The sequence below is a fragment of the Mycobacterium shunyiense genome (assembly GCF_058270035.1).
The window spans coordinates 439,374-452,456 of sequence record NZ_JBZDPT010000031.1; the positions used below are offsets into that span (position 1 = coordinate 439,374).

General features: G+C 66.2%; 11 protein-coding genes. All 11 read right to left on the reverse strand.

The genetic code is table 11. From position 1 onward, the window contains the following. Nucleotides 1-12: 12 nt before the first annotated feature. The 11 genes from AC4ELS_RS19255 to AC4ELS_RS19305 all read right to left on the reverse strand — a co-directional run bounded on the left by AC4ELS_RS19255 (nt 13) and on the right by AC4ELS_RS19305 (nt 12,747). Nucleotides 13-315 (reverse strand): WXG100 family type VII secretion target, encoded by a 303-nt coding sequence (locus AC4ELS_RS19255; RefSeq protein WP_064933487.1) that lies wholly within the window; start codon nt 313-315, stop codon nt 13-15. A 92-nt stretch (nt 316-407) separates the two neighbouring features. Next, nucleotides 408-1,736, reverse strand: a complete 1,329-nt coding sequence (locus tag AC4ELS_RS19260; protein ID WP_499048638.1) for a PPE family protein — start codon at nt 1,734-1,736, stop codon at nt 408-410. A gap of 41 nt (nt 1,737-1,777) precedes the next feature. Further along, on the reverse strand, nt 1,778-2,071 hold the full coding sequence (locus tag AC4ELS_RS19265; protein WP_448444394.1) for a PE family protein: 294 nt from the start codon (nt 2,069-2,071) through the stop codon (nt 1,778-1,780). A 180-nt stretch (nt 2,072-2,251) separates the two neighbouring features. Next, nucleotides 2,252-4,003, reverse strand: coding sequence for a type VII secretion protein EccCb (gene eccCb, locus AC4ELS_RS19270; protein ID WP_499048642.1), 1,752 nt, complete (start codon nt 4,001-4,003; stop codon nt 2,252-2,254). A gap of 2 nt (nt 4,004-4,005) precedes the next feature. Beyond that, entirely contained in the window at nt 4,006-6,234 is a 2,229-nt protein-coding gene (eccCa, locus tag AC4ELS_RS19275; protein ID WP_499048644.1) for a type VII secretion protein EccCa, read from the reverse strand. After that, nucleotides 6,231-7,673: a type VII secretion protein EccB gene (eccB, locus tag AC4ELS_RS19280; RefSeq protein WP_064933477.1), complete on the reverse strand. Its 1,443-nt coding sequence runs from the start codon at nt 7,671-7,673 to the stop codon at nt 6,231-6,233. The genes eccCa and eccB overlap by 4 nt, the downstream gene beginning before the upstream one ends. A gap of 3 nt (nt 7,674-7,676) precedes the next feature. Further along, nucleotides 7,677-9,401 (reverse strand): type VII secretion AAA-ATPase EccA, encoded by a 1,725-nt coding sequence (gene eccA, locus AC4ELS_RS19285; RefSeq protein WP_448444400.1) that lies wholly within the window; start codon nt 9,399-9,401, stop codon nt 7,677-7,679. After that, nucleotides 9,394-9,939, reverse strand: a complete 546-nt coding sequence (locus tag AC4ELS_RS19290; RefSeq protein WP_448444402.1) for a YbaB/EbfC family DNA-binding protein — start codon at nt 9,937-9,939, stop codon at nt 9,394-9,396. Before AC4ELS_RS19290 ends, eccA begins: the two co-directional genes overlap by 8 nt. Nucleotides 9,940-9,953: 14 nt before the next feature. Continuing rightward, complete coding sequence (locus AC4ELS_RS19295; RefSeq protein WP_135358662.1) at nt 9,954-10,802, reverse strand: ESX secretion-associated protein EspG; 849 nt, start codon at nt 10,800-10,802, stop codon at nt 9,954-9,956. 15 nt (nt 10,803-10,817) lie between these two features. Then, a complete protein-coding gene (locus tag AC4ELS_RS19300; protein ID WP_448444405.1) occupies nt 10,818-11,129 on the reverse strand; it encodes a type VII secretion target in 312 nt (103 codons plus the stop codon). 31 nt (nt 11,130-11,160) lie between these two features. Continuing rightward, nucleotides 11,161-12,747 (reverse strand): EspA/EspE family type VII secretion system effector, encoded by a 1,587-nt coding sequence (locus AC4ELS_RS19305; protein ID WP_499048651.1) that lies wholly within the window; start codon nt 12,745-12,747, stop codon nt 11,161-11,163. Nucleotides 12,748-13,083 lie beyond the last annotated feature (336 nt).

A 13,083-nucleotide genomic window follows, 5' to 3' on the forward strand; every position in this document is an offset into this window, starting at 1 on the left:
GTGGTCGTTAGGTCAGATCTGCATCGACGAGGCCAGGTTTCCGGCCTGATCGTCGTCGGTGCTGGAGTACTGGGTACCCGAGGTGTGGATGTTGGTCGAGATCTCGTTCAACTCCTGGATCTGCTTGTCAGCAGCCTCGTGGAACCGGGCCAGCGCGGCCTGCGCGGCGGTACCGGCCTGACCCTGCATCTGGGCAGCCAAGGTGCCACCGGTCGACTCGACCTGAGCGATCACGCTCTTGAGCTCACCTGAGATGCGCTCGAAATTAGCAGCCTCCTTGGCGAGGACGGCGGCATCTGTATTCATCTGTGCCATGTTGGATTCCCCTTATTTTTCCTTTGTCCTCACCAGAGAAAATTTGGCGAGTCCCCCGGCCGGGTGGCCGGAAAGTCTGTGTGGTGGACGACTTACCAGTCGTCGTCTGCGTCGTCGGTTTGGTCGTATGTGAGCGAGGTCGGCGCGATCAATCCGTCCTTGGTGCCGCCGCTCTTCTCTTCGTTGTTCTTGGCAGCGTGCACCGGTGCCCCGCCTCCTCCGCCGGCGCCGCTACCGACCGGGGCCACCGGACCTGCGGCGCCCGCGGCCGAGGCAAACCCGGCGGGCTTGGCTTCCCCGCTGATGCCCAGCATGCTGGACAACAGCGCCGTCCGCGGCGGAGATCCAAGTGCGCCCGGCAGCGACGCCGCACGCACCAGGCCCGAACCCGAACTCGGGCCCGTACCCCCGGCCAGCGGATGGTTCGAGAACGGCGAGGCCCCCATCAGCCCCATCTGCATGGCCTTGTCACTGCCCCCCATGCTGGAGAACTGGCTGACCATCTGCGTCACCTGCTGCAACGGTTGCGTCATCGCCTGCATCGGGCTCTGAAGCATCTGCGGGATCTGTCCCGCGATCTGGCCGGCCTGCTGCCCCATCTGCATGACCATCTGCATGCCCTGCTGCATAGGGTTCTTCTCCGTCGGGTCCTTTTCCTGCTGCCCGGCGTTCTCACCCTTGCCCGCCGCACCGGCTGCCCGCTGCTCGGCATGGTTGGCCTGCGCAGCGGCATTACCGGTAGCCAATTTGATCGACGAGAGCGTGGAGAGCGCGCTGATCCCTTCGATCGTGGCGTTGCGCATCATGCCCTGGGCCGTCCGCGGAGCCGTCGACGCGAGCGCCGCTGCCGCGGTCGTCTCACCGATTCCGGGCATCACGATCGGCTTCATCGGCACGATCGGCTCGAACAGCAGGTTGGCGGTGGTTTCGGCGTGATAGGCCTCCATCGCGCCGGCAGCCTGGTTCCACATCCGGACGAAGTAGTCCATCTCGTTCAACCCGATCGGCATCGTGTTGATGCCGAGGAAGTTGGTGGCGTTCAGGACTGCGTTCGTGATGTGGTTCTGCTCGATCTCCGGAATCGGCGGGGTGGTCGTCAGAGCCAGGGTGTACGAGCTCGCCTGGGCGCTTGCCTGCAAGGCCCGCTTCTGCGCCTGCAGCACCATGGTCCGCAGCCACATGATCATCGGCATGGTCGCTGCGACCGCGCGTTCACTTGCCGCGCCGCTCCACACCGAGGTCAGCGTGCTCAGCGCCCCGGCCAGCTCGTCGGCTTGGGTCTCCAGCAGGATGGCCAGACCCTCCCAGCCCGCTGTCGCCTGGAGCATCGGCGCCGGGCCCGCACCCAACATCAAGCGCGCGGTGTTGACCTCTGGCGGCAATGCAAACCAGGTCGGTGGAACCGGTGGTGCCATGACCATTGCTGGACGACCCTATCTCTGACGATTTGCCGACTGGCGGCTTAGAGCGTGGTGGCCTGAGCTGCGTCGACCGCGTTGTAGATGCCCGCGATCTCCTGGAACGCCGCACCCGCCCGGGTGAGTTCCTCCTGGGCGAACGAATTCGCGGCAAGAGCCTCGACTCCCTCGCTGGCGAACGCCATCGCAGCGATCACTGAGACCTCGTCAGCGCCGGCCGGAACCAGCGCGGTGACGGCGGCGGTAGCGGTGGTGCCGCCGGCCAAACCGCGGGCTGCGTTTGCGATCACCTGCGCCGCAACACCTTCGGCACCCGGGTTGTGCATCAACGGTTCCATTTGCTTACTCCCCTGTTTCGATTGCAAATAACCAGGGACAAGCACTCAAGACCGACGTGGCATGGAGTTTGCCAAGTCGCCAAGGAATCTGTCCCCCGATCCCTTTGCTGGCGGGCCGCCGCCAGCGTTGCTGAGTGCGTTGGATAAATACTAACTGCAGTTTTGGAGTGCTGAGAACACTTATTCCGCGGGCGGATCGACATAGGACGCCTGGATGACTTCCTTACCCTCCGGCGCGACCATAAATGCCTGGCCAGGCGGCCTCTTCTTGACGATGATCTCCCGCGACGGGAAGTCGTTCTTCTCCCCGGACAGGAACAACGTCGGCGAACCGGCACCGTAGGCGGCACCCACGAACTTATCCATCGTGGCCCGGTGCGCCAGGCTCATCTGGCACGTCACGATCACGTGCAGACCGATGTCTGCTGCCGCGGGCAGCAGTGGACCCAACGGCGCCATCGGCGACATCATGCCTGCGGCCGCGGTGATCATGTGCCAGTCGTCGACCAGCAGCACGATGTCCGGCCCACTCCACCACGACCGCGCCCGCAGCTGCGCCGTGGTCAGGTCGGGCGGCGGCAACCGCTTCTTCAGGTTGGTCGCGAGCGCCTTGATGGCCTCCTCCAACGATGCACTGTTGCGGTTGATCGCACCCGCCGCCAGCAGATGCGACTCGGGCACCGCGTCCAGCAGGCCAGACCGGTAGTCGGCGAGCATGAACCGCACCTGGTCGGGACTGTTGCGACTGCAGATGGCCTTGGCCACCGCATGCGCGATGGTGGTCTTCCCCGACTTCGGGGCGCCGAAGATCAGCAGGTGTGGCGTCATGTTCATGTGGTTGTAGGCGACCGCGAGATCGGATTCGCGCAGCCCCAACGGCACCTGCCAGCGCGTCCGGTAATCCGAATCGGGTCCCGGCGGGTTCGGGTCGAGCTGGTGCAGGTAGATCTTGTCCGGGAGAACCCGCACCTGCGGTGCCTGGTCGGTGTAGCGCGAGGCCACTTCCCGCACACTCGCCGTGATCGCATCGACGATGTTGGCCGAGCTGTGCACACCATCCAACCGGGGAACCCCGATCATCAGGTGATGTTTCTCGAGGGAGACGGCACGACCCGGCCGATTGGCGGGGATGTCGCGGGTGATCCGGTCGATCTGGGTCTCGTTGACATCGCCGAGGCGGAACTCGACCTTGGTGCCCAGGTAGTCGCGCACACGTGACTTGAGCTCGGTCCAGCGCGGGGTGGAGATGATGACGTGCACGCCGTACGCCAGCCCCTGGCCGGCCAGGTCCTGCACCGCCGGTTCCAAATCGGGGAAATCGGCTACGAACGCAGGCCAACCGTCGACCACGAGGAAGACGTCTCCGAACGGATCCTGTGCAGCCGGATTATTCGGATCCTCCCGCATCTCGCGGTAGGCCGAGACCGAGCCCACCCGGTATTGCTTGAACACCTGCTCGCGGGCTCTCAGCACCGCCTTGACCTCGGCCACCACTCGGTTGACCCGGTCCGGTTCGGCGCGGGTGGCCACGCCGCCCACGTGCGGCAGGTCTTCCATGTACATCAGGCCACCGCCGCCGAGGTCGATGCAGTAGAACTGCACCTGCCGCGGCGTGTGGGTCGCCGCGGCCGACAGGATCAGGGTCTGCAGAAAGTTCGACTTACCGGTCTGCGGCGCGCCGCCGATCGCGATGTTGCCACCCGCGGCCGAGACGTCGACGCCCCAGATGTCCTGCCGGTGCCGTCGCGGCTCGTCCATGATCCCCAGCGGAAAACGCAACGGCTGACGCTGGTAGTCGCGTTCGATCAGCTCGTTGAGCGGGGTCGGGTCGGTCAGCGGCGGCAGCCACATCTTGTAGGCGCGGCTCTCACCGGTGCCCAACTGTCCGAGGACGACCTCGCGCAGCACCCGGGGTTCAGCGTCTGTGCTCATCGCTAATTCACCGCCGTATCAAAAATCGGGGTCGTCGTGAACTGATGAATCCGCACCCGCGCCTGCCGCTTCTCCCGCGGCCGGGCCTCGCCGTCGACCGAGTCCTCCACCTCGGGCACGTAGTTGGCGCCGGTGTAGAGGGTGCTGAACTTCACCGGGTCCTCCATACCCACCCGCAGGAAGCCCACACCGCTCTCCTTGTTGGTGATGTACTGCGCCTCGGGCGTACCGATCACCGCCTTGGACTCCGATGAGCTGGTGGTACGCAACGCAATTCGGTAGGTCAGGTTCGGCTCGAGCTTGTCGATCCGCACGCCGCCGGTGTTCAGCGACTGGGTGGCCAACAACAGGTGCACGCGCAGCGACCGGCCCACGCGGCAGATGCGGTCGAACAGCTGGATGAAGTCGGGGTGGTTCTGCAGCAGCTCGGCGAACTCGTCGACCACCACGAACAGCGTCGGCAACGGCGGCAGGTCGGCACCGCGCTCACGGTGCTTCTCGTACTCGGCCACACCGGACAACGCACCCGCGGCACCCACCTGCATACCGGCCTGCCGCAGGATCTGCTGGCGCCGGTCGAGTTCACCGGTGAGCACCTCGCCCATACGGCCGACCAGCTCGGCTTCCTCTTCCATGTTGGTGACGACGGCCGCGGTGTGCGGCAGCTTCTCCATACCCAGGAAGGTCGACCCGCCCTTGAAGTCGGTCAGCAGCAGGTTGATCTGGTCGGGGTGATGGGTGGCCACCAGCGACAGGATCATGGTGCGCAGGAACTCCGACTTACCCGAGCCGGTGGTTCCGATGAGCATGCCGTGCGGACCGGCACCGAACTCGGCGCCCTCCTTGATGTCCAGCTTCATCACCTCGCCGGACTTGAGTTCGTGTCCGAACGGGATCTTGAGCCGGTCGCGGTCGGTGTCGGTGAACATCCGCCAGCGTGCCGGGGTCACCTCTTCGACCGACTTGGCGCCCACCAGGTGGTGCCATTCCTTGGAGACCTTCTTCTGCACCCGGACGTTCTTGTCGATGATCGTTCCGGTGATCGACCAGCCGGCCAGCTTGCGGGCGATGCGGCCCGCCTGCGCCGGGGTCAACCGGTCGACGACCCGCGTGACCTCGCGGTAGTTCTGGTTCGGCAACTTGTCGTCGGCCGTCCCGTCTGCGTCGACCCGCAACCGGTACGCCGAACCCCGGTGATTGCCGAGCGTGAGCACGGTGACCCCGGCCCGGCCGTCGACCGGGAAGCCGGCCTTACCGCCGGTCAGGTCCACCACGATGACGTACGGGCCGCCGGGTGCGGCATCGGCGCTGTGCGGGCCGCGCGCGGTCAGGTCACTCAGGCCGTCGGGGCGGGTGTAGACCAGCCGGGTGGGCCCGGCCGCATCGGTGTCGGTCTGGTGCTGCACGTGCGGCAGCCACTTGAGCCACGACCACTTCGGGTCCTCCGGGTTGTCGGTGAGCACCCGGATCTGCAACAGGTCCGGGGGATGGAACACCGCCAGATGACAGATCATCGCGGTGAGCATCGCCGACGCGCCGTCGAGGTCACCACCCACCGCGATCGTCGGAAATGTCCGCAGCTGAACAAGTTTCGGGCAATCGTGGATCAGGCCGTGGGTGCGCAGGAACTTGGTCACCCACATGTGGCTGACCGGCTCCAGGTGCGGCTGCGGCGCGCCCTGCGGACCGGCGAGTTCGCCGCTGGTGTTCGGCTTGAGCAGCCGGTCCACCGCGATCTCGGCGCCGATGCCGATCCGGGTGGCGGCGTAGAAGTCGGAGTTGGCCTGACGCGACCACTGCCGGTGGGTGCCGATGATCGACAAAAGATCGTCGGGATGCGGTGCGTGGTAACCGAAGAACGAGACCTGAGCCGACGCCGACGACGTCACGCGGGTGCGCAGGCCGGCCAGGTACCGCAGGTATTCCTTGCGGTCGGCGTTGATCTCGGGAACCTTCTTGCCGCCGCCGCCACCGCTGCCCATCATGCCGACCGTGCCCATGATCATCATCAACGGCATCATCAGCATGTACGGCGACAGCTGACGCACACCGGTGAAGATCATGATCGCGATCATGCCGATCATGCAGCCGCCCATGACCCAGGGCATTGCCTTCTGCATACCCGACGGCGGGATCTCGATACCGAGGTCATCCGGTGCGGCGACGTTGATCTCGCCCGGTGTCAGCCGCGGCCCCCGCTTGATGGTCGGGGTGAACTTCTTGGTTGTCATGAGCCTTGCTTGCTTTCCACTTTGCGCGGATGGGGGTCGGCAGGCAGCGTGTCGTGCTCAAGCAGCGCCGCGTCCTTCGACAACACCGGGCCCTCCACCAGCAACCCGACGACCTGCCACGGTGCGTTCACCGCACCGGACAAGCCCAGATTCTTCGCCGCATCGTCATTGGCGATGCCGTACCGCACTCCTTGTGGGTCGATGTAGTACAGACTCTCGCCCACCCGCGGATCCGGCGACTGAAGCCGCACGAACTGACCACCTTCGATGTACACCGTTGCGTCACCGCCGATCTGGTCGATCCCGGTGCCGACCGCCGACGACGGGATCGGCAGCCTACGACCGGCGATCACGGTGGTCTTGGGCGCCTGGTCGCCCGGCTCCCGCTGCCAGGCCCAGCACAGCACCGGGGTGTCCTGACGCAGCAGCACCTCGAGCGGCTTGTCCGGCAACGGCGACCCGTAGACCTGCTCGGCGATCTTGGCGACCTGGCTGGCCTCCACCGACGGCGGCTTCATCAGGCCGTAGGAATTGGTGGCGCGCAACGCCGCAGCGGTGGTGGGGTTGACCCGGGCCACCCCGTCCGGCAACACCACATAATGCTGCGGCTCGGATTCGGTGGCCGTCTGGAACACCGAGCCGATCACCAGATTCTCCGGCAGCCCAACGGTATTCGGTGCACCCGCGGCCGCGATCGCCGGCAGCTGCCATGGGCCCCGGTTGGCCAGTGCGTTGAACAACCCCTCGGAGACCGGGGTGGCCTTCGCGGTCACCGGAATGCCGACGGCCGAGCTGATCGCCCGGTCCCCCAGGTCGATGCTGTGTCTGCCGTCCTCGGTGACCAGCCAGTTACCCCCCTCGAAGGACACCAGCATGCCCTGGTTCGGGCGCATCGGGCCGACGGCGGTGTCCGTTGCCAGCGACCTGATCAGGATGGAGGACTCCACCTTGGGTGCCGAGCTGTCAGGCTTGGCGACGGTGTCGCACAACGTCCATCGCGAGGCGGGCGCACCGATCGGGGTGGCGTACGGCGCACCGGGAATGCCGATCGGCTGCCCCTTGGGCAACCGGTTCAGCTCTTCGGACTTCACCGCAGACGGGGTGCCGGAGTTACCCAGCGCCAATCGCGCCGAGGTCAGGTTGTACACCGGGCGCAGCAGATTGCTGCCGGGCAGCATCACGTAGAGCTGATTGGTGGTGCGGTCCACCAACAACTGGTCACTGCCCTGCTTGCCCAATGGCTTGAAGTACGCCATCAGACCCGCGCCGAGGCAGATCAGCACCGAGACGACGACACCGGCGAACACCGCCCGGCTGTAGAACTGCAGCGGATCGTCGAACATCCGGGTGTCGCGGCGCACGATCGCGTGCTCGACGCGACGCAGCAGAAAACGCCAGCCGCTGACCTGGACCTTGGTGGTGAGCCGGAAACCTGCCATCGGTTATTCGCCGACATTCAGGCGGCTGTGCACCGCCGCGATCGCCGCCGACATGTCGTCTCCGTTGATCTCACTGAGCTGCTCCACACCCAGACTCTCGAAGTCCAGCGACCGGGACAGCCGCATGTCGCGGTTCTGCTCACCGGCTTCCACCAGCTGCCGTGCATAGCGACCGTTGCCTGCGATGTCCAGTGCCGGCTTGTTGTTGAGCCTGCGCTGGCTCAACAACGAGGCCGCCTCGTTGACACGCTTGCAGGCATCGTCGTCGAGCCACGAATCATTCGACTTGGCAATGACTTTGGCGATCTCGACGATGTCGTCGGGCGAGTACGAGTCGAACTCGATGCGGGTGGCGAACCGGGACCGTAAACCGTCGTTCGCCTCCAGGAGGCGGTCGATGTCATTGCTGTAACCGGCGATGATGACCACCAGGCGGTCGCGGTCGTTCTCCATCCGGGCCAACAGGGTGTCCAGCGCCTCGGTACCGAACGGGTCGGCGCGGCCATCGCGCTCCTGGACCAGGGTGTAGGCCTCGTCGATGAAGAGCACACCCCCCAGGGCGCGATCGATCGTCTTGGCCGTCTTGACCGCCGACTGGCCTTCGTACTCCGCGACGAAATCCTTACGCGAAGTTTCGATCAGCTTCGGCTCGGCGATCACCCCGAGGCCGGCCAGGATGTTGGCGACCACGCGCGCGATCGTTGTCTTACCCGTACCGGGCGGACCCGCGAAGATCATGTGCTTGGAGGTCTGGGCCACCTTCATGCCGCGCGCGGCCCGGATCCGGGCCATCTGCGTCGCCGCCCGGTAGGCCTCGATCTGCTCCTTTACCCGGCTCAGACCGATCTGCTTGTCCAGCTCCGCCTGCGCCTCGGCGAGCAGCTTGTCCCGCCCGGAGGTATCGGCCACCACGCTGGACGGATCCCACGGATCGGTACGGGCAGCGATCTTCTCCGCAGTGGTGGTCTCCAGACGGTAGGCCGGATCACGCAGTGCCGCAGTGACTTTGGGCTCAGGGAAGTTCGCCTGCAACCATTCCAGGAGAACTTGGGCCGATTCCTCGTTGCCCTGGTAACGCCGCGCCATCGCCAGGTACCAGGCAATCGCCGGTGCGCAGGCCTGACCGGCAGGTGTGTCATTGGCCTCGGTGAGCCTGCGGTCGGCCTCGGTGAACAGTCCGAGGTTGGCCGCCGCGACACCGTGCGCCACACCAGCAGCCGCGGCAAGGAACTTGTCTGGCCACTGGTCGGCGCCGCGCACCTGGTCGATCACATCGGTCCACCGTTGCGCCGCACCGTAGATCACCGCCTTGACCCAGGCCACCAGATGGTCGGACCCGCCGGCGGGGGCATCTTCCAAGGCCTCCATCGCATCGGCGTAGTTACCCTCGGCCGCCTCCTGCACGGCGAAGCCCATGGTGATCGCCAGCGGAGAATTGATCGGGTAGGAGATGTCTTTCCCGTAGATGCCGCCGATTGGCACCCGCGCGCCGACTCCGTTCATCGAGATCTCGGCGGTACCGGCCAGTTGGCCGAAGTTCGAGCGCGAATACCAGGCCCGGAACAGCGTCACCCGGTCGCTGTCACCGCAACGGATCCGACCCACCCAGGCATCACAGGCAGCCTCGTCGTAATTGGTTATCTCGGTGAATATCTCGAGCGAGCGTGCCGGCGAGCCGGACAGCATGCCGACCGCGCTACCGAACATTCCAGCAAGGTGGTCAGCCATCGTCGCCTCCATAGCGGGTCGAAAAGACCTGGGCCCGAGCATCATCGGCTTGCTCCGGGGTAGGTAGATCCAGGTCACGGGTCAGAAAGTCGCGGGTCGCCGCGTCGTCGTGTCCATGCTCCCGCATTCCCGCGAGCATGAACGAGTACTGGGCGGACTTGGCCTGTTGAGCAGCCAGACCCGCGATCACCAGGATCTCCTCGGCGAGATCCCGTTCGGACAAATTGGTGGCTTTCGGTGCCAACTCGATCTGATGCACCCGGCCATCCATGAACGCCGTCACCGTGACGGTTTCGGGCGGATTGGTGACGGTGAACAGCGGCACCGCGAGTGCCTCGTCGTCGACGTCGGACACGTCCGAGTACCCGTCGCCGGATACCGCATCCTCGCGGTCCTCGGACGGTACGACGTCGTCGTAGGTCCCGAGCGCGTCGAGGGCCGCCGCGTTCGAACCGTCGTCCGAGTACGAGAAATCCAGCGCCGAGAGGTCGTCATAGTCGTCATCGTCGTCCGGGGAATGTGGCGGAAAGTCACCCACCGTGGCGGCCTCTCTCAGTACGCGTAGGAACTGTCCGGATCAGACTTGTCGAACCACGAACCAGAGGGCAGGAATTCGATCAAACCGTCCAGCGCCCGCTGCAGATTGTCCTTGGTCCCGGTCAGGAAGCTGCCGTAGAGCTCCCCGTTCACCCGGCGCGGGATCGACACGATGCGACCCTGCTTCGAATCGAGTACGCCTGCGGCCACGTCGACCTGGGAGGTGGTGCCTCCCGGATTGCGCTCGGAGACCACCAGCTCCACCCAGCTCTCGGGCTCGGAGATGATGTTGGCGTAGACCCGGGCGGAGGTCGGCGGGATCCCGTAGCCGGTCAGCTCGTCGGCCGTGCGGCAATTGGCGAGCGTCGCCGCGACACCGGTCAACGGTTCGACGCTGGCCGGCAGTCCTTCGCCGAGCACTGTCATCACCATCCCGGCCAATCCGACCTGCGCGGCCACCCGCTGCAGCACCAGCATGTCGTTGTCGCGGGCCGCGACCACGTGCCGACCGCCCTTGCGGCACACCACGAACCGGATCATCTTGCCGCCCAAGTCGCGACGCCACCAGCGCCCCTCAAGCGTGCGCTCGGGGCGGCTCAAGGTGTCGAGCATCGCCGCCACTTCGGGATGCGGATTGCCGAAGACGTCCAGCACGCCCTGGGCCGTGAGATCACGGGCGACCTGCTCCCACACGATGTTGCGCAGGTCGGGCTGCGGAATGTTCAAGCGGATGCCCATCGAAGGCGGGAAATCAGCCAGCCCCAGCTTGTCGGCAACCACCAGGATGCCGTCGATGGTCAGCTCGACCCCCACGACATCGTCGATAGCCGCGGTGTTCGCGTCAGCGCCAAAAGAATTTGTCATCAGTCCGCTCCGCCTCTACCGCACTGTTCCACGGAGGGCATCGGACGTCGTCGAATCCGTCCCGTCGTACCCGCCCGCTGCGCGGGAGAGCTTCGCCCCGAGGTCTCGCGACACCCAGGCCATACAGGTTCCTGCAGCTCGACGCGCGTTGACCGCGGTCGCGACGGCAGCCGCCGTCGACGATGAAATCGGCCCGTGCGTCGTGCGTACCGCGGTGTCGACACCTTCGACCACGCCGGTAGCCACGGTGAGGCCGGTCGCAGCCTCATCCTGTTTGGCCGATAGCTCGTGCAAATGAGCGGTGGCAACCCGCAAATCACCCGCCATGAAATTCCCCTCGATCCCTGTCCCCGAATTCTTACCTGTCGATCACGGCCGCAGATCCGGGTACACCGCGATCTAATGTAGCCGCCGCTGCCACATGCAGCTGGCCCTGCTCGAAATCCGCCCCGACATGCACCGGAGCCGGGCCCGCCGCGGCGCCGCCTGCGGCCGTGGCCTCGAGGTCCGGAGGCAGTGTCCTGGCGGCCTCGTCATCCGCGCCGGCGCCCGGCGGATCGGCCGGCACACCAGCTGAATCCGTGGCAGGCACGCCGCCGGCCTCACCCTCTTCGGGCTCGCCGACCTGGTCCTCGCCGTCCTTGCCGTCGGTCTCGCGGTCCTTGCTGTGCCCGTCCTTCTCGTCGTCCCGGTCGCGGCCGTCCCGATCCTCGTCGCGGTCGTCCAACTCGTCGGCATCGGTACTTCCCGACGCCTGGTCGAACTGGGCGGCATCGGCGGCGGGGCCACCGGCCTGCCCGGCCGCCTGACTGGCCATGTGCGCCGCCTGGGTCCCGGCCTGGGTGGCAGCCTGCGCCGCCTGGGTGATCCCGGCGAGTATTCCGCTCAGGGGGCTGACCAGCGAGCCCAGGATCCCGCCGAGGGCGCCGGCCGCGCTTGTCGCCGCATCGGATGGTGAGGCCCCGGCAGCCGGCATGCCGGTAGGCATCGACGGCGACAGCGAGGAACCGGACGGCATGCCGGCCTCACCGCCGGTCGACGGAGCCGCACCACCGGTGCCCGACGGGACCTCACTGTCTGAACTGTCTGACGGAGCATCGTCGCCGCCTGTCAGGATGGCCGGATCCGAGGCATCGGGATCCGCCGGCACGGTCGGCACCTCAGAGTCGTCGGCCGGCCGCTCGAATTCCGCGGAGGTGGCGCTGCCTGCCAGGTTCTCGTACTGGACCGCCGCGGACTGCAAGACGGCGGCGTTCTCCTCGATGTGGCCGCACAGAGTTCTCAGATCGTTGTCGGAGTCGCCGACTGCCTTCGCCACCATCGCGAACTCGGCCGTCATCTGGGCCGCCGGACCGAAACCCGGAACGATTCCCGCGCTCGTGGTGAGCATGCTCATCGCGCCCAGCCAGTCGGAGTGACCGTCGAGGCTGTCGCGAGTGGCCGCGATCTGGCCGGCCTCGGTGGACAGCACCTCGGCCACCATGGTGTCCAACCCGAGCATCGTCTGGACCCGGCCGACCTGTTCGGTGTTGCGGCCCGCATAGGCGCTGGCCCCGCTGCTGTCCCAGTTGTCGCCGGGGAAGGCCGACACGAGCACCTGCCCGACCGCCTCCATCTTGTCGGCCCCTTCACCGAAACGGTGTCCGTTCTCCGGATCGCCGACTCCGGTGCTGTGCTTCATCGACTCGATGGTCTGCTGGCCGGCGGCCAGGACCGGCGACCGGGCGGCTCGGATCAGCCGTCCGCCGATCTGCGACGCGAAGAAGTTGGCGGCCTTGTGGCTGAGGTCGGCCACCTGGCCGCCGAACGTGGATACCTGCTCGAGTTCGGAGCCGGCGGTGTTGCGGACGATGAACTCTCCGACCCTTGCGGCACGCTCGGTCCACTTCAGGTTGTTCCCGATCACGCCTTTGCCGAAATCGGCAATGTCCCCCAGCAGTCCCATACCCCGTATCCCCTTCGCCGGAACAGAGATTACCAGCGCATTCGACCCGGTCAGCGCACCAATTTCGGGCCTGCGACCACCTCTGGACGACGGCCGTCGAACCCACTCCGACCACCATCTTTTGCAGTTGAACGGTCCCTTTTGCAGGACCATCCGAGCGGTTGCGCCGCACGACCAGGCGGCCTCTCAGGAGCGGCCGACGCGAGGGCACATCGGGGTGCCGCCGGGGTGGCATCCAGCTCCGCTGCGACCCACTCGGGGTTTGCCATCCAAATTTGCTACCACGTCAGTTCGCTCCGATTCCGGACGGATCATGCAAGCCGCACGGGTTGTGGT